The organism is Citrobacter telavivensis, assembly GCA_009363175.1.
In the GTDB taxonomy this organism is placed as follows: Bacteria; Pseudomonadota; Gammaproteobacteria; order Enterobacterales; family Enterobacteriaceae; genus Citrobacter_A; species Citrobacter_A telavivensis.
Window position 1 is genome coordinate 5,215,196 of sequence record CP045205.1, and the last position, 16,730, is coordinate 5,231,925.

Annotated in this window: 13 protein-coding genes and 4 pseudogenes; 7 read left to right on the plus strand and 10 right to left on the minus strand. The window is 50.6% G+C overall.

All coding sequences use genetic code 11. From position 1 onward, the window contains the following. The first annotated feature begins 60 nt into the window (after positions 1-60). Positions 61-1,710, plus strand: a complete 1,650-nt coding sequence (locus GBC03_27480) for a glycerone kinase (GenBank protein ID QFS73690.1) — start codon at positions 61-63, stop codon at positions 1,708-1,710. A 103-nt stretch (positions 1,711-1,813) separates the two neighbouring features. On the opposite strand, the pseudogene GBC03_27485 reads toward GBC03_27480, so the two are convergent. Further along, positions 1,814-2,442 (minus strand): annotated as a pseudogene (locus tag GBC03_27485) (siderophore-interacting protein). A gap of 442 nt (positions 2,443-2,884) precedes the next feature. On the opposite strand from GBC03_27485, the pseudogene GBC03_27490 reads away from it, so the two are divergent. Together GBC03_27490 and GBC03_27495 are read left to right on the plus strand one after the other, a co-directional pair. Continuing rightward, positions 2,885-3,253, plus strand: a pseudogene (locus GBC03_27490) (site-specific DNA-methyltransferase). Next, a pseudogene (locus GBC03_27495) lies at positions 3,254-3,343 on the plus strand (peptidase M23). Here the strand turns inward: GBC03_27495 and GBC03_27500 are convergent. The 3 genes from GBC03_27500 to GBC03_27510 are packed head-to-tail and all read right to left on the minus strand — an operon-like array spanning position 3,312 to position 6,035. Then, complete coding sequence (locus GBC03_27500; protein QFS73691.1) at positions 3,312-4,601, minus strand: ISL3-like element ISPpu12 family transposase; 1,290 nt, start codon at positions 4,599-4,601, stop codon at positions 3,312-3,314. The pseudogene GBC03_27495 and the gene GBC03_27500 sit on opposite strands and share 32 nt — an antisense overlap. Before the next feature lie 21 nt (positions 4,602-4,622). After that, positions 4,623-5,135, minus strand: coding sequence for a signal peptidase II (locus GBC03_27505; GenBank protein QFS73692.1), 513 nt, complete (start codon positions 5,133-5,135; stop codon positions 4,623-4,625). Between the two features lie 3 nt (positions 5,136-5,138). Continuing rightward, positions 5,139-6,035 carry a sodium:proton antiporter gene (locus GBC03_27510; protein ID QFS73693.1) on the minus strand — a complete coding sequence of 299 codons (897 nt, stop codon included), beginning with the start codon at positions 6,033-6,035 and terminating at the stop codon, positions 5,139-5,141. A 95-nt stretch (positions 6,036-6,130) separates the two neighbouring features. Here GBC03_27510 and cadR point away from each other — a divergent pair, with 95 nt between their 5' ends. The 3 genes and pseudogenes from cadR (at position 6,131) to GBC03_27525 (ending at position 9,441) form a co-directional block, all read left to right on the plus strand. After that, on the plus strand, positions 6,131-6,538 hold the full coding sequence (cadR, locus tag GBC03_27515) for a Cd(II)/Pb(II)-responsive transcriptional regulator (GenBank protein ID QFS73694.1): 408 nt from the start codon (positions 6,131-6,133) through the stop codon (positions 6,536-6,538). A gap of 78 nt (positions 6,539-6,616) precedes the next feature. Continuing rightward, positions 6,617-6,871, plus strand: a pseudogene (locus GBC03_27520) (site-specific DNA-methyltransferase). Beyond that, positions 6,868-9,441: a type III restriction endonuclease subunit R gene (locus GBC03_27525; GenBank protein QFS73695.1), complete on the plus strand. Its 2,574-nt coding sequence runs from the start codon at positions 6,868-6,870 to the stop codon at positions 9,439-9,441. Before GBC03_27520 ends, GBC03_27525 begins: the two are co-directional and overlap by 4 nt. A 90-nt stretch (positions 9,442-9,531) precedes the next feature. Here GBC03_27525 and GBC03_27530 read toward each other — a convergent pair whose 3' ends face one another. The 4 genes from GBC03_27530 to GBC03_27545 all read right to left on the minus strand — a co-directional run bounded on the left by GBC03_27530 (position 9,532) and on the right by GBC03_27545 (position 13,342). Then, positions 9,532-10,158: an inovirus Gp2 family protein gene (locus GBC03_27530; protein QFS73696.1), complete on the minus strand. Its 627-nt coding sequence runs from the start codon at positions 10,156-10,158 to the stop codon at positions 9,532-9,534. 300 nt (positions 10,159-10,458) lie between these two features. After that, the gene (locus tag GBC03_27535; GenBank protein ID QFS73697.1) at positions 10,459-11,874 is read right to left on the minus strand and encodes a DUF3987 domain-containing protein; all 1,416 of its coding nucleotides are present in this window, start codon (positions 11,872-11,874) and stop codon (positions 10,459-10,461) included. A gap of 128 nt (positions 11,875-12,002) precedes the next feature. Next, on the minus strand, positions 12,003-12,239 hold the full coding sequence (locus GBC03_27540) for an AlpA family phage regulatory protein (GenBank protein QFS73698.1): 237 nt from the start codon (positions 12,237-12,239) through the stop codon (positions 12,003-12,005). 92 nt (positions 12,240-12,331) lie between these two features. Further along, complete coding sequence (locus GBC03_27545) at positions 12,332-13,342, minus strand: hypothetical protein (protein ID QFS73699.1); 1,011 nt, start codon at positions 13,340-13,342, stop codon at positions 12,332-12,334. A gap of 220 nt (positions 13,343-13,562) precedes the next feature. Between GBC03_27545 and GBC03_27550 the strand changes: the two genes are divergently transcribed. After that, positions 13,563-14,725 (plus strand): IS3-like element IS3 family transposase gene (locus tag GBC03_27550; GenBank protein QFS73700.1). Its coding sequence is split into 2 segments (ribosomal slippage): positions 13,563-13,824 and positions 13,824-14,725, totalling 1,164 coding nucleotides; the frame shifts between segments, so codons are not numbered across the junction. Here the strand turns inward: GBC03_27550 and GBC03_27555 are convergent. Further along, positions 14,722-16,044, minus strand: coding sequence for a DUF4102 domain-containing protein (locus tag GBC03_27555; protein ID QFS73701.1), 1,323 nt, complete (start codon positions 16,042-16,044; stop codon positions 14,722-14,724). The two genes, GBC03_27550 and GBC03_27555, sit on opposite strands and share 4 nt — an antisense overlap. A gap of 329 nt (positions 16,045-16,373) precedes the next feature. Continuing rightward, positions 16,374-16,712: a DUF1889 family protein gene (locus GBC03_27560; protein ID QFS74147.1), complete on the minus strand. Its 339-nt coding sequence runs from the start codon at positions 16,710-16,712 to the stop codon at positions 16,374-16,376. Positions 16,713-16,730: the final 18 nt, after the last annotated feature.

The following is a 16,730-nucleotide window of genomic DNA, read 5'->3' on the forward strand; positions in this document are numbered from 1 at the left end:
TTACCACTCCGGGGGCCCGCCTCCGGAGGGTGAGTTTTCGCTTACTGATCAGGAACCACTATGTCTCAATTCTTTTTTAACCAGCGCGCCAGCCTCGTTAACGACGTGATCGAGGGAACCATTATTGCCAGCCCGTGGAACAACCTCGCCCGCCTGGAGAGCGACCCGGCGATCCGTGTAGTGGTACGCCGCGATCTGAATAAAAACAACGTGGCGGTGATTTCCGGCGGCGGCTCCGGCCATGAACCGGCGCACGTCGGCTTTATTGGTAAAGGCATGCTGACCGCCGCGGTCTGCGGCGATCTGTTCGCCTCGCCGAGCGTCGATGCGGTACTCACCGCGATTCAGGCGGTGACCGGCGAGGCGGGCTGTCTGCTGATCGTTAAAAACTACACCGGCGATCGGCTTAACTTCGGCCTCGCGGCGGAGAAAGCACGCCGTCTTGGCTATAACGTAGAGATGCTGATCGTCGGCGACGATATTTCGCTGCCGGATAACAAACAGCCGCGCGGTATCGCCGGGACTATTCTTGTGCATAAGGTGGCGGGCTATTTCGCCGAGCGCGGCTTCAACCTCGCCACCGTCCTGCGTGAAGCGCAGTACGCAGCCAACAACACCTTCAGCCTGGGTGTTGCGCTTTCCAGCTGTCATCTGCCGCAGGAAGCGGAAAGCGCGCCGCGCCATCAGCCCGGCCACGCCGAGCTGGGGATGGGCATCCACGGCGAACCGGGAGCCTCGACGATCGCGACCCATAACAGCGCGGAAATCATGCAGATTATGGTAGAGAAGCTGACCGCCGCCCTACCTGAAACCGGCCGCCTGGCGGTGATGCTCAATAATCTCGGCGGCGTGTCGGTGGCCGAGATGGCGATTCTGACCCGCGAGCTGGCCAACACCCCACTCCATGCGCGCGTTGACTGGTTGATTGGCCCGGCTTCGCTGGTAACGGCGCTGGATATGAAAGGCTTCTCGCTGACCACTATCGTGCTGGAAGAGAGCATTGAAAAGGCGCTGCTGTCGGATGTCGAAACCGCCAGTTGGCAGAAGCCGGTGCAGCCGCGGGCTGTTAATATCATGCCGTCCGCGCTCGCCAGCGCACGCGTCGCCTTTACGCCATCGGCCAACCCGCAGGTGGGCGATTACGTGGCGCAGGTGACCAGCACCCTCTCCGGCCTCGAAACCCATCTCAACGCGCTTGACGCCAAAGTGGGCGACGGCGATACCGGCTCCACTTTCGCCGCTGGCGCGCGTGCGATTGCCGCTCTATTGCAACGCCAGCAACTGCCGCTCAATGATTTACCCACGCTGTTCGCGCTAATTGGCGAACGCCTGACGGTGGTGATGGGCGGCTCCAGCGGCGTATTGATGTCGATTTTCTTCACCGCCGCCGGGCAGAAGCTGGAGCAAGGCGCCAGCATGGCGGAAGCGCTGAACGCCGGTCTGGGGCAGATGAAATTTTACGGCGGCGCCGATGAGGGCGACCGGACGATGATTGACGCTCTACAGCCGGCGCTGGCGGCGCTGCTGGCCGAACCGGATAATCTGCAGGCCGCTTTCGCCGCGGCGCAGGCCGGCGCGGATCGCACCTGCCAGTCGAGCAAAGCCGGCGCCGGACGCGCCTCCTATCTCAATAGCGAGAGCCTGCTCGGCAATATGGACCCCGGCGCCCACGCGGTGGCGATGGTGTTTAAGGCGCTGGCGGAACGCTAAGCCTCACCCGGTGGCGCTGCGCTTACCGGGGCGACATAACACCATTGAAAGGTAGCCCGGAGAAGGCGCAACGCGCCGCCATCCGGGTTTACCACACTGCCGATTATTTGCTATGCCAGTACGCCTGCGAACGCACCAGTTGCTGATCGATACTCGGCTCCTCAAAGCGCGCCAGCAGCGATTTCACCACGCCGCCTTCTCCGGTCAGCCAGATAAAATAATCTTCTGACGGCACCTTGACCTGAGCCAGCCGCTCGGCGACGAACGCCGGGTTGTGGCCTACCACCCATTCGATATTAAAGCCGTCGAGATCCGCCAGATAATCTTTATACGAAGCATCCGCGACGGTGACGATGGCCGTCACCTGCGGCGTCACCGGCAGCTGACGTAATCCCAGCAGGCGACGGCGCAGCGCCGGCATGCCCGACTCGTCACAGACATAAAGCTGCCAGGCGTAATCTTCCGGCACCACCAGCGAGCCGGGCGCACGCCCTCGCCCCAGTTAATGCCTTCGTCGGTCACTTCCGGCGGCGTAAATACGCTGCCCGCCTGCGGGAAAAACAGTTTGGTGTGGTCGTCAAAACCTTGTGAAACAAAGCCATCCAGCGCCTCGCCCCCCAGCACGATCCGCTGGAACGCCTGGCCGATACGCTCAACGCGCAGCACGGTTAATTCGCGAAAACGTAGTTCGTTACGCACGCGCTGTGGGTAGCGTGAGGTGTTTTTTGTCATTTTTTCGCCTTCGTGAAGATAATACGATATATCTAAATTTATTTTTAAATGATAATGATTGCTAATCAAAAAGATTGCAAGCACTTTTTTGATATAGTCAGCTTGAGATTAAACAGCTATCAGCAACCCATAAAAACCATTAATAATCATCAAATTAAACAAAAATTATTTTATAGACTTGCAAGTCGATAAACTTTAGATATGAATTAGATATATCTAAATAACATCAGGAGACGATGATGCAAAACCATCATGAAGGTTGCTGTAAACATACAGAGCACCAACACGAAGGCTGCTGCAAGGGTGAAGGACATCACCACGAAAGCCGCCACAGTGAGCACCATGCAGGCTGCTGCAAAAGTGAAGAGCATCGCCACGCAGGCTGTCACCAGAAACATCACCACGAACAGGGTGCGGACGCCGCCACGGTCGCGGCGGAGGTGGTGGTCGTCGCCAGTGCATCTCCGTCACTAACAACGAAGTCGCTGCCGACGAACAGAAAAAATTGCGCGAACAGGGCTTAAGGCCTGGAGATCCTGATTGGGAAAAGTGGGGGATCTGTGATTATATCACCAAACCACGTGTACAAGCTGCTATCACAGGCAAAACGCCGAATGAACAACCGATTAAGGGCAATTATAGGTTTACAGACGAGTTCCCAATGTCTGACGGTTTTGAGGAAAATGCCGAGTTTTTCACTCTGACCTACGAAGCTGAGAAGTCGGTTAGCCACAACTTGGCCTTTGTTCGCATTGCGCCGTTGCTATGGCTACGCGCGGGTGCGCGCGGCGAACGTATTGAAAAAATACCGGGGTATACGGATTTAATGGTTGATGGGGCACCTTCACCCCATCAATCTGATACCACCCTCAGATGGTTGATAGATCGACTCCGTAGTTGAGTTCCTCTGCGAAGTCCGGCAGTCCGTAACCGATGGTTTTCTTGTAGAAAGGAGAGACCTTCGCAGTCGGTGCCTTCTTCTTGTGCTTCGTGGTGTAGAGCATTCGTGCCCGCATCACCTCGAAGGAGTAACCGCGCCCTTCACGGTTCTTGTCCTTGGCCAGTCGGTTGATGGACTCCGTGTAAGCGTTGGTGACGGGCATGTCCGTCTCGAAGTAGGTCATGGTCTCTTCGCGCCAGTTTCCCACTGCCCTGACCAGATCGCTCCAGACTTCCTTTTGGCCCTTCGGGATGGTGGCTATCCACTCGTCCAGGGCGGCTTCTGCCTGGAGCCGTGTGGTGGCGTCCCAGATGCCGTAGAAGCGCTCCTTGTGCTCGTAGGCGGCCAGCAGTTGCGGGAACGCGCCTGTCCAGGTCTCCATGATGAGGCGCTCCCGGTCTGAGACTTCGTGAGCGCGTTTCAGCAGGATTTTCCGGTCTCCCTTGAGAGTCCGGCTCTGGGACGGTTTCAGCTCCTTTCTGAGGCCCTTGCGCACTCTCTCTAGGGCATCGTTGGCCATGCGCACCACATGGGACTTATCGACCACGATACGGGCCTGGGGCAGCACAGCCTTGACCGCTGCCCGGTAGGGGTTCCACATGTCCATGCTGACGATCTCGACCTTCTGCCGGTCTTTCAGCTTCATCAGGTAGTTGGTCACCACGTCCTGGCGGCGGGTGGCCAGCAGGTCGAGCAGGGTTCGCTCCTCAATGTTGGTCAGAATGCAGCGGTAGCGCTTGTTCAGGTATAGCTCGTCAATGCCCAGGATGCGGGGCGTCTCGAAGCGGTGCCAGCGCCCCAGGAACTCGGCGCGGGCGTTGAAGATGTCGCGCACCGTCTTCTCGTCCAGGCCGGTCTGTGCCGCCACAAAGGTGTAGGGGTGGTTGAAGGATTCCTTCTCCACGTACTCATGCAGCCGCAGTGTCATACGGAATCCGTCCACCATCTCCGGTAGCTGGGGCCTGAATGTTGTCTTGCAGGCCCGGCAGGTGTATCGGCGGCGGACCACCCAGAGAGTGACCCGCTTGCCGTGGATGGGCAGATCACGATAGGGAACGTCACGCTTGCCGAACCGTACGAACTCACCCTGCACGCCGCATTCCTCGCAGGCGATGGGATCGGGCACGTCCACCTGGAAGTGCATTTCGTCGTCGGTTGATTTGCAGCCCAGTACTTGGTATTGCGGCAGGTGAAGGATGTTGTCGGGAAGTTCGGTCATGGTGTTGTATAGGCGTAGGTGTCAGTCAGATCCATCCGACTCGGCATTGGTGTTTGCTTTTTTACCCAACAAGCTGCTGGAAACGAAAAGTAAGGCACCGAGGACAATTGCAATATCAGCCAGGTTGAAGGCCGGCCAATGCCAGTCTCGCCAATAGAAATCAAAGGAATCCACAACATAGCCGCGAAAGACCCGGTCAATCAGGTTGCCCATGGCGCCACCGAGGATAAGACTGTAAGCGATGGCTTCTCCTTTATGACGATTTTCAAGGATCAGCTTGATCAGAAAAATCGAGACCACTACCGCGATTCCGATAAAAAAGTAGCGCTGCCAGCCTCCACCATTCGCAAAAAGACTGAATGCGGCACCGGTGTTCCATAGGTGCACCCAGTTAAAGAACGGGGTCACCGAAACATACTCGCCATAGGCCATTGATTGCTGCACCAGCCACTTTACAGCCTGATCAGACGCTGCCAGCAGGCCCGATATGGACAATAGGGCATACGGCGAGAGCTTTTTGCCAATAATGAGCATTATTTAACCCTTCAACGCCAAAATGCGTCTGGCACCGTTAAGTACAATGCCCCCCGCGATGGTGCCGATAATCAGATCCGGATAATTGGAACCGGTCCACGCGACCAGGGCGCCGGCGGTGATGACCCCCAGGTTGATCACCACGTCGTTGGCCGAGAATATCCAGCTTGCCTTCATGTGCGCCCCGCCTTCCCGATGTTTGGATATGAGCAGCAGACAACTGGTATTGGCAATCAATGCGACGAATGCGATAGCCATCATCACCAGCGATTCAGGCTCACTACCGAATACAAAGCGTCTCACCACCTCTACGAGCACGCCCACAGCCAAGATCAGTTGCAGTACACCAGCAAGATGCGCGGCACGTACCTGCATTTTCACGCTATGTCCAACCGCATAAAGGGCAAGCCCGTACACCGCCGCATCGGCAAAATTGTCCAGGGATTCTCCAATCAGGCCGGTGGACCGGGCGATCAGACCGGCAGTCATTTCCACCACTAACAGAAGTGCATTGATGCCGAGCAACCAGCGCAGGGTCCCGGATTCTTGCTTAGCAGAAGCTGCCGAAAACTCGGCGGCCTTGATGGTCTCCGGATTTGCAGCGACGGTTTCCTGAAGCGAGGCGCCTAGCCCCAAGGTCTTCAGTTTCGAGGTGACGGGCTCGACCTCGCCGTCATGCACGACCTTCAGCCGGCGGTTCGACAAGTCGAAGGACAGCGCCCGAATCTCCTCAAAGCCGTTCAGGGCTAGGCGAATCATTCGTTCTTCTGATGGACAGTCCATCTTCGGCACGGCATAAACACTGACCCATCTCCCTGGCGCCTCGGAGGAGGCCTGTATATCGGTATCCGCTGCGGACGTTGCATCACCGCCACAGGCGCCACCACAGGATTTGCTCATGATACGACTCCACTTGAACAATGTTGTGGTACCATTTAAAACTATAAAGCTACTATAAGGTCAATAGAGTAAAGAATCCGTTGGGGAGGAGGCTGATGCGCATTGGTCAGTTGGCGCAGTTGGTAGGGGTCGAAACACAGACGATCCGCTTCTATGAACAGCAGGGCTTGTTGCCGCCGCCTGATCGGCAGGACAACGGTTACCGTGTCTATACCGAGAAGCATGGTGAGGGGCTGGCCTTCATCCGTCGCTGCAGAATCCTGGGCCTGTCACTGGCTGAGATTCACGAACTACAGAGCTATCAGGACGACCCTCATCAGCCTTGTACCGCCGTCAACGCCTTGCTCGATGATCACATCTCTCATGTGCGGTCGCAGATAACCGCTCTGCAAGCGCTTGAGAAACAACTCGTTTCACTGAGAGCGAGTTGCAACGATGACCGGGAAGTTGAGGCGTGTGGGGTTCTTGCTGGAATTAGCGAAGGAAACATGCACCAGCAGTAGGTGAAGCATCAACCAGATAATCCGATGAGATGCCGGTCTGTCTCACTCTCATGCAAAGGTAAGATCAACCATTTAATCCGCTTACCCAAAATACCTACTAAAGGATGGGAAGTGACCGATGCGTACGGTCTACTGCTAGATGTAGACCAAGCAACCCCATTCATTGAAGCCATTGATACCTCCAGTGGCGTGTGCGTGGCTTTCATCGTTACTGATGATGACCGTCACTTCCAGTCTGTAACAAAACGTTTGCCAAAAGATGTTGAACCAGTGCGGTTATACGAGTCGTACCTGACCAATTTCAGCTTCACCAGTGGGGAATGGACAGAATGAAATTTACTCTCAAGGACTATCAGCGCGATGCGGTACATGATGCTCTGGCGAATCTCAGGAAGGCTCGACGTTACTGGCACAACGAGAGCGACAAAAGCGCCTTCTCTTTAACGGCTGTAACCGGTGCGGGTAAGACCGTCATGGCTGCTGCTGCATTTGAAGCATTGTTTCATGGTGACGACGAATTTAATTTCGATGCAGATCCCGGCGCGGTGGTGATCTGGTTCAGTGATGATCCAGCACTGAATGAGCAAACCCGTTTTCGCCTGATGGAGGCGAGTGACCGTATCAACTACAACGATATGGTGGTAGTTGAACATCCCTTCAGTCGGCGTAAGTTTCAGGCTGGAAAAATCTATTTCCTTAACACGCAGAAGTTTGGCAAAAAAAGCCTCCTGGTGCGCGGGTTCGATGATAAAGGCGGCCTTTTCGAAGCAGCCCCTGATGCACAGGCTTATACGCTGTGGGATACCATCCAGAACACCATCGAAGACCCGGATCTGACCCTTTACTTAGTGCTGGATGAAGCGCACAGAGGGATGGGCTCGTCAACGGCTTCCAGTGAAGCTGCTAAGAGTACTATTGTACAACGGCTTATCAATGGTTCGGCTGGAGTGAAGGGTATTCCAGTAGTGTGGGGTATTTCCGCCACAGTTGAACGTTTCGACAAAGCCATTGCCAATGCTGGTCATCATGTCAAACTGCCGAATGTGGTGGTTGACCCCGCTAAAGTGCAGGAATCTGGACTTATCAAGGACGATATCATTCTGGGTGTGCCTGATGAAGCTGGTGACTTCGATACCGTGTGGGTACGCCGTGCTGCCGACAAACTCAGGGAAGCGACCGATGCCTGGGCAGAGTACGCAAGACAGCAGGAAACCGTGCGCGAAGTAGTGCCGCTAATGGTATTCCAGGTACCTAATACGCCTGACCCGAATGAGGTGGGGCGTTGGCTGGATACGTTATTCTCCCGTTATCCTGAATTGTCCATTGACAGTGTTGCTCATGTCTTCGGTGAACACACCACACAACGTTTCGGCCAACATCAGGTGCCTTATATTGAACCGCAGCGGGTGCAGGAATCAACCTGGATGCGAGTACTGATTGCTAAAGATGCCATCAGCACTGGCTGGGATTGCCCACGTGCCGAAGTGATGGTTTCCTTCCGCGCAGCCAGCCACAGGACGCATATTACGCAATTGTTGGGGCGTATGGTGCGTACTCCATTGGCGAGACGTATTCCGGGTAATGAGCGTTTAAACTCTGTAGAATGCCTGTTGCCCAAGTTTAATACCAATACCGTGAGAGATGTCGTCAATACCTTGTTTAAGGGCGATGATACCTCTCCTCCAAGCGGACGCATCCTGGTTAACCCTGTGGAGATGAAACCTAACCCGGCTGCTTCAGCTGAAGTATGGGAAGCATTTGAAGCGCTACCTTCTCAAACCCGACCACAGAAAGGAGCCAGACCCGCCAGACGTCTGACCGCGCTGGCACAGGAACTGGTTGATGACGGCATTCTTGATGGGGCAGTCAGGAAATCCCATGCTGCTTTGCACGCTGTTCTGGACAAGTTCCAGATAGAAAATGCCGAGAAAATCAAAAACAAACGCAATGCAGTGCTCGTCGTAGATGGTAAGGCTGTGGTTGCCAGCCTCAAGAACAAAGCAATGACCTTCAACGAATTCTGGGAGGAGGCGGACGTAACGGTGATTGATGACGCCTACCGGCGTGCAGCCCGAATTTTCAGCCCGGATGTTTCACGTACCTATGTCGAATATCTGGCCGGTAAGGTTGCGGATCGAGAAGAGGATGCAGAGGAATATCTGGAAGCAATCATGGAGGCTCGTGTTACCGTTGCTGGCATGGGGCTGGTGATGGAGGTGCAGGATTACTTCGATGGCGAGGCCGATAGACTGGCGAAGGCGTGGCTGGCCGAGTACACACCGCAAATCAAGTCGTTGAAAGATGAGCGTAAAGAGGCCTATCGTCAAATCGTCGAAATGAGTACCGAACCGCAGGATGTGGATCTGGTCAGGCCGGCGAACAAGTTTGAAATGACCAGGGTGCGTGAAGGTGAAAAGGAAGCTGACCTTCCAGTCTGGAAACACCATTTGTTGTGTGACGAAAACGGGATCTATCCGGCTCTGTTGAACCATTGGGAAACCAAGGTTTTTGAGATCGAAACCAAACGTGAAGGATTTGCTTTCTGGTATCGTAATCCACAGTACACAGGGCAGTCGTCACTGGGAATCGCTTATGTTGAAGCTGAACAGTACAAGATTGTTCGTCCCGATTTCCTGTTCTTTGCCGAACAGGATGGCAAAATGGTTGTGGACCTGGTAGATCCACATAGCCTACATCTGGCTGATGCTTTGCCCAAACTGAAAGGACTTGCGCTATATGCCGAACATCATTCTGATGCTTACAGGCGAATCGAATCTGTCGCCGAAGTAAAGGGTAAATTACGAGTGTTAGATTTGAAACGGCAGGATGTGCAGGATGCTGTTGCTACCGCTGAAAATGCAGAAACGTTATTTAGTAGCGGACTTGCTGATGACTATCAGTAATCTATAGAAAATTGCGTAACGAAACTGCATTTTAGTAATTTTTTGAAACAATACAAATAAGGCCTTCTCACTGAGAAGGCCATTACCGACTTACAGTTCGATTTGGCTACAGCCGAAGTTACGGTCTCCTTCACCAAACACTTTGCTTTCAACTTTGGTCAGGTAGTCCAGTCGGGTTAACAGCGCCTGGTAGTTCTGCTGGAAGTCAGTACTATTGGTGTCTAGCACATACTTACAGTTTTCAGGAAAATGGACCAGACCAGGGTGATCGTCTCTCTCCAGTCTCAGGGCGCTGTACCAGGCTCCTGTGATCATCCCTCTAAGGTTATCGTCCTGATCGTAATCCCCGAGGTGGTAGTAAGCGTCTTTGTTGAACAACAGGCAAATGTGATAGTGGCATTTACCTGATTCAGAATACTCTTTCGCCCATATAATAAATAAAGGGCAACGGTAGATGCGTTTATCCTCACGCACCTTACGGGTACGGTCAGCCTCCAGCTTAGCTCTGAGGGATTCACGCATCCGGGATATCACCCCAGGTTCCAGGTTAGGGAAGCAACAAATATTGTCACCGTCATCAACTATCTTCGGATAGTGGAGATCGACACGTACAGCAATTAACCTAGGATACCGGTTAGTCAAATAACATAATAATTTATTAATCTTACTCTGATATTCGAGGATATGTACTCCATGAGTACCTTGATATGTTTTCATAATATATACCTGTAGTTGGTCCTACGGTCTATAGCAGACCGTATAGGGATGCCATACAGGTAGGGCTATTCATGGTCACTGTTGTCGGTATATACTGGTATCAGATTTTAGTACGGACATACTGATCTGATTACTACTCTTACTGATTAATACTGGCTAATACAGGTAGTAAGGGTATACAACGCCATTATAATACCTATCCAACATCTAAATCTGAGACGAAGGTAGCCCCAGCCTGTGATGGCTGTTTAAAAGTCACTCTGCAATTAGCTTCGAGAAAAAATAATATTTCTGATGGAATCAAACCAAATCAGTGGTCTCCACAGGCTGGATAAATATAGTTTTACCTCGCTTCGCAGCCATTATCTTACGCTGTGAGTAAAGAGTGCTTAGTAATTCGCTCACTGTCGCTTTGTTTCTGAACCGATTGGGGCCATACTGCAATATCGTGTTTTTTCTGAGATAAGGGATCGTATTTCTCACGCAATATTCTTTTATCCAACAGTAAAGATCGTGAGCCTCTGAGCCTACAAGTGTCGATTCTTGCTGTTTTGAGAAAAGCCTTACATACTCGTCCACGTACCATGAAATTATCTGTATGGCTGCTTCAACAGCAATGAGTGAAATATCTCCGCCACTCCCCTCGAAGTAGTGCAGTAAAGCAGCTACTCTCGCCATATTCTCTGTGACCTTAGAAGCATAGTCTTTGAAGTCAGAAAGAAAACCAAGCATCCCCATCTCAGATTCAACTTTATTATAAAACTCAATCATTCGTTGTTCCGCCTCAGGACAAAAAAAGAGGCATTCCCGTTTATTTTCATCATGTCGTATCATATTTTCAGTGATGATCTCCATCAATCGTTGGTGGAATACTGGCAAATGTTCGGTTGAAGTCACTGGGCTGGTAATTTTCCTGTAACCCTGGGTTGAGTCTGGCTGACAGAGCAAGGCGCGGGCAAAAAAACCTATCCCTTTAGCCATCTCTCCATTAGACTCCTGATATGCTCTAAAAATAACAGGTTGTAGCATTGCAGACAGAGTAACTCTGGCATCCTTAATAAATTGTTCCGGGCTACATTTCCTTTCCACTGAAAATGTTGAGCCATCCCACATTTTGTTGATGAAAGGCAGATCATTTAGTGTATGACCTTTAAATATGGTGCCTGCTTCATCGGAAGTTATGCCAATAGCCCGCCATTGACCACAGAGAAACTGTTTAATCGCCGCCGGAGTGGCATCATTAAACATCAACTTGTACCTTACTGGCTCTTCCGGGCGGTTTTCCATAAGAGCTTTTAATTGTGCTTCAGTCGCGGAAGAATCTTTATTTCGCCTGATCTCCGATTTCAGCTTTGATGTTAACGCCTTTTGTTGGGTATTAAACACTTGCATGTTATTTTCCCAGGTTTCATAATCCCTCATGTATTGTATAAACTTTTGTTCCTCCAAATCGTACAGCGGCTTCATTAATGCTTTATCCACACTGCTTTTCCTTTCTCCAGAATCAGCCAGTGTCAGCAAAAATAAAGATACGGGACTACGCAAATGATTAAACCGGCAAACATCAATCCCGTTTTGACTGGCAAGGGAAATAGCACCAAGGGCAGATGCGGCAACTAGCGCTAATGGTGCCTGTGTATTTTGAGTTACCTCATAAACCGCATTTCTGATAATCAATGGCAGTACTTGTACAGGGAACGGACGACTAATAAGCATGAAAACCTCTGTATAGATTAAGGATAAATTTATTTCACCTTAGCGGCTATTCCGCTATTAGTAGCGGAAATAGCAAGATGAAACCGTGTTCATTAAAGATAAAACGAACCGAAAACACGACTTTTTGATTAACGAATGCTGATCCAGCAAAGAAGATCACTCAGCAGCCAGGCACAAGATTTTGGCCCAATCGACTTACGTAAAGGGAAGCGGCCTGCTCGTTCAAGTTTCCATGCTGTAGATCGTGATACTGATGTGATACGCTGGCGTTCACGTTCACGAACCAGACGATCTGACCTCTCGCCATAGTTCTGTAAAGCCTGTAAACGCTGCTCGGGGGTAGGTTGAGTAAAAGAATTGTGCATGATTGCCTCCTGTGGTTTCGATGGAGACAATCATGTTTCAGGACGGGAGATTTGGAAAGTGATGCACTTTTGGAGATGCGCTTAGTAAGCGCTTAGTTTTTGGGTTTCTTAAGCCACTTTCTGACATCACTTGTAGTGAATGCGACCGGGAACTGAAAATCGTCCGAGGCCGCCAATTTGTTGAGTTCATCTGCAATTATAGCGGTTTTACTTTTGGAGCCACTTCCATATTTTTGACTGAACATAGTCATAAACAAATATAGACCTTTTATTTTTTCGCCCTTAATTCTTTGCCTTCTATCTGTAAATGCAGCTGGTTTTTCAAACCATTCAAGAAGTGTACTTTCTGATATATTTGCTTTCCACATTTCATCATAATCAACTTTAAATTTACTGACAACAGGAACGCCATTGTTCCTCACGACAGTTTCATGCATAAGCAAACAAACAGCAAAATTCTCTTTTTTAGTTTCAAAAACAGCCTCTTTTGATTTTTTCTCAACTGTTACGCCATTAAATTTATCATCAGGGTTGAATGAAGGAAAGACGGACTTTAGCACATTAACATCGATATAGAGATCATCATTATTGATGCCGTTATCACCGTCAAAAATCAAATAGTCCTCATCGTAAACACTATAGACATATACCGCACCAGATGAATCAGCCTTAAGACTAAATGACTCTTTATCAGTGAGAATATAATTACCATTATTAAAGGCTGCTAGTTTAGTCGGGACAACAACCCAATATCCCAATGCAGTCCCTGCGTATTCATAGTTGAAATACTCACCTTGAATTGATCTTGATATTTTAAAACCTTTAGTTATCTTCAAGTGCGATTTTAGCGGCAGGTCAGGGATGAATTTTAAAATTGAATGTGCCTTACTGTCTTCTGACAGGTAAAATTCATCCCCATTACTAATAAGCTGCTCTCCGCCTATATGTAGCGAAGGCGAAATACAGCGTGACAATCTACATTTTTTGCCATTTCCGCCAAAATACAAAAAAAGTTGTATACGTTTAGAAAACCATGCATCCAGTATTTTCTGAACGATATGCTGATCAGTTATTTTTGACAACGAAAAAAAATTAGAATTCATCCCTCTCTCCCATCAGGCAGACACTTATCATTTGTCGATAATAACAAATTAAGTGTCGCCTGACACAGCAATCGCCCCTAAAAAGTGATCCATCTTATATTTCACTACTCGGGAGTATAACTTACTATGTTCTTTTGAAGAGACTTACCACGTTGTGATCTTACCCAGCAATAGTGGACACGCGGCTAAGTGAGTAAACTCTCAGTCAGAGGTGACTCACATGACAAAAACAGTATCAACCAGTAAAAAACCCCGTAAACAGCATTCGCCTGAATTTCGCAGTGAAGCCCTGAAGCTTGCTGAACGCATCGGTGTTACTGCCGCAGCCCGTGAACTCAGCCTGTATGAATCACAGCTCTACAACTGGCGCAGTAAACAGCAAAATCAGCAGACGTCTTCTGAACGTGAACTGGAGATGTCTACCGAGATTGCACGTCTCAAACGCCAGCTGGCAGAACGGGATGAAGAGCTGGCTATCCTCCAAAAGGCCGCGACATACTTCGCGAAGCGCCTGAAATGAAGTATGTCTTTATTGAAAAACATCAGGCTGAGTTCAGCATCAAAGCAATGTGCCGCGTGCTCCGGGTGGCCCGCAGCGGCTGGTATACGTGGTGTCAGCGGCGGACAAGGATAAGCACGCGTCAGCAGTTCCGCCAACACTGCGACAGCGTTGTCCTCGCGGCTTTTACCCGGTCAAAACAGCGTTACGGTGCCCCACGCCTGACGGATGAACTGCGTGCTCAGGGTTACCCCTTTAACGTAAAAACCGTGGCGGCAAGCCTGCGCCGTCAGGGACTGAGGGCAAAGGCCTCCCGGAAGTTCAGCCCGGTCAGCTACCGCGCACACGGCCTGCCTGTGTCAGAAAATCTGTTGGAGCAGGATTTTTACGCCAGTGGCCCGAACCAGAAGTGGGCAGGAGACATCACGTACTTACGTACAGATGAAGGCTGGCTGTATCTGGCAGTGGTCATTGACCTGTGGTCACGTGCCGTTATTGGCTGGTCAATGTCGCCACGCATGACGGCGCAACTGGCCTGCGATGCCCTGCAGATGGCGCTGTGGCGGCGTAAGAGGCCCCGGAACGTTATCGTTCACACTGACCGTGGAGGCCAGTACTGTTCAGCAGATTATCAGGCGCAACTGAAGCGGCATAATCTGCGTGGAAGTATGAGCGCAAAAGGTTGCTGCTACGATAATGCCTGCGTGGAAAGCTTCTTTCATTCGCTGAAAGTGGAATGTATCCATGGAGAACACTTTATCAGCCGGGAAATAATGCGGGCAACGGTATTTAATTATATCGAATGTGATTACAATCGGTGGCGGCGGCACAGTTGGTGTGGCGGCCTCAGTCCGGAACAATTTGAAAACCAGAACCTCGCTTAGGCCTGTGTCCATATTACGTGGGTAGGATCATTGTTTTCCTGCTGTCGCTGATAGTTGTTGACCCTATCTTCCCAGATCTCAAGCGCCCTGCGCTTTTCAGGCAAGTAATCATAACGATCATAGTGTTTCGAGCTGACGTCATTCAAAGCGTGATTCTGGATACGGTCGCGGATCTCTTTGCTGATCCCCGCCTCCCCCATCAGCGTTTTACATGTGCGACGTAAATCTCGCGCTGTGAAAACTTTAAACTTAGGATTAAAAGCCCGGAAATACATGATGGAACGGGCCAGGCTATCGGTACGTACCGGTCGTTCGCCGTTGGTCGAGAGCGGGAAGATATAGGGGCTGTTACTTTCCTTAGTCAGTTCTTTCACTGAGGCTAATTCACTTAATGCCGATTCAGTCAATGGGATCAGGTGCTCCCGTTTGTTTTTCGATACATCGGCTATGACCAGTAACGTCTTTTGCTGCCAGTCAATCGCGCTCCATTGGCTGGCAATCATTTCAAACGGTCGCTGCCCGCCAGCATAAACGCAGAAGCGGATAAGGTGCTGCATCAACGGCCCAACGTTAGTTGCCTGGTCGAACTGCTCCATGACAATACGTAGCTCTTCCAGCGTTAACCATGTGTCACCAACTTTCTCCGCCGAGGATTGCTTTGGTATGGCCGATACCGGGTTAACCTCAAGCCCAAACGTAATCCCCACGCTGCTATTCATCGGATCGTTGTCGGCTTTAAGACCGTAGTTAAATGCCGCCATCAGGTAGGAACGAATTCGGTTTGCATGGACCACCGCATCTCGCTGGATAATGCCAGACAAGATCGTTTTGATCTGTAAGGGCGTGACATCCTTCGCTTTGGTCTCTCGAGGAATGACTGAATAGCACTCTTTTTCAAGTCGCTTCAGTACATCGGCCCAAGTCCGCTTATTGTCGAGCTTCATCTTGTTAACGTAACCATGTACCAGCTCTTTAAACGATCCCTGAGAACGGTGAAGCTGCATGATGTGCTGCTCAGCCAGGCGTTGTTGCTCAAGCTCTTGCTGAGGTTCTTTTCCTTCAACAAGCCAGGCCCCGTACTTTTTCGCCAGCTCATTGGCGGTCACCAATTTCATCTCAGGCCAGATACCTAACTGAATGAATCTCTCTTTCTTTCCTTTCTCAACGTAGTAACGGAAATAAAAAACTTTGCTGCCTGAAGGCTGAACCTTAACGCCAAGCCTGCCGGTACCACGCTGAGCACTGTTGCTCCACACGTAGTACGACGTGCTTTTTGTCTTCAATCCGCGTATAGCAGTCTCAGTAAGATTAGCGGCCATGAGGTTACCTTTCTAAGGATAAGCGTTACCTGACCCGATGCCCATTTTGGGTCAGGTAATGGGTCAGGTAACGATAGTACAATGAGGAGACGAGACAACCAATCAGAAACAAAAACAACATCATAACTGATTGATTATAGACAATTAAAAATACAATAAGCGTCAATAGCGAACGATTAGAAGCATGCCGATTTTATGACTCATAATCGCTTGGTCGCTGGTTCAAGTCCAGCAGGGGCCACCAAATTCAATGAGTTACAACAGCGCGGAAGTAAGAGAAAGGGATGCTCTTCCCCTACAGGCAAGAGCATCAAGACAGGTTGTTGACTTCACGCGCGCTCAACTTCGACCAGTTCCTGAAGCTGCTCACGCATATACAGTGAAAAATACTCAGGGTTTTTAATCAATACCCGCTCTCCGGACTCAAACTTTTCAGCCCATCCGGCTAATTTCTGCGTAAAACCGGGGTTCCACCCCTCCTGTTCCCCCCGGGCCGTGACGTCTGCTGCGCTAGCCGGGAATCCCAGTTCTTTCAGATACTTCAAAATTCCTTTCGCCGTGCTTTCATCCATAGGTTCAGGTGAAGAGGCCGAAGTGTTCATACCGTTAATGAAATCTAATGCTTTATCAATGACTGCAGGCATACTTTTATCCTTAAAATTTACCATGTAAAACACAAGACTACC

Bases quoted from the DNA above. Each gene is read 5' to 3' on its own strand.
- GBC03_27545 (QFS73699.1), bottom strand. From the start codon at position 13,342: ATGAATTCTAATTTTTTTTCGTTGTCAAAAATAACTGATCAGCATATC.
- GBC03_27555 (QFS73701.1), bottom strand. From the start codon at position 16,044: ATGGCCGCTAATCTTACTGAGACTGCTATACGCGGATTGAAGACAAAA.
- cadR (QFS73694.1), top strand. From the start codon at position 6,131: ATGCGCATTGGTCAGTTGGCGCAGTTGGTAGGGGTCGAAACACAGACG.
- GBC03_27480 (QFS73690.1), top strand. From the start codon at position 61: ATGTCTCAATTCTTTTTTAACCAGCGCGCCAGCCTCGTTAACGACGTG.
- GBC03_27510 (QFS73693.1), bottom strand. From the start codon at position 6,035: ATGAGCAAATCCTGTGGTGGCGCCTGTGGCGGTGATGCAACGTCCGCA.
- GBC03_27505 (QFS73692.1), bottom strand. From the start codon at position 5,135: ATGCTCATTATTGGCAAAAAGCTCTCGCCGTATGCCCTATTGTCCATA.
- GBC03_27530 (QFS73696.1), bottom strand. From the start codon at position 10,158: ATGAAAACATATCAAGGTACTCATGGAGTACATATCCTCGAATATCAG.
- GBC03_27535 (QFS73697.1), bottom strand. From the start codon at position 11,874: ATGCTTATTAGTCGTCCGTTCCCTGTACAAGTACTGCCATTGATTATC.
- GBC03_27560 (QFS74147.1), bottom strand. From the start codon at position 16,712: ATGGTAAATTTTAAGGATAAAAGTATGCCTGCAGTCATTGATAAAGCA.
- GBC03_27500 (QFS73691.1), bottom strand. From the start codon at position 4,601: ATGACCGAACTTCCCGACAACATCCTTCACCTGCCGCAATACCAAGTA.
- GBC03_27540 (QFS73698.1), bottom strand. From the start codon at position 12,239: ATGCACAATTCTTTTACTCAACCTACCCCCGAGCAGCGTTTACAGGCT.
- GBC03_27525 (QFS73695.1), top strand. From the start codon at position 6,868: ATGAAATTTACTCTCAAGGACTATCAGCGCGATGCGGTACATGATGCT.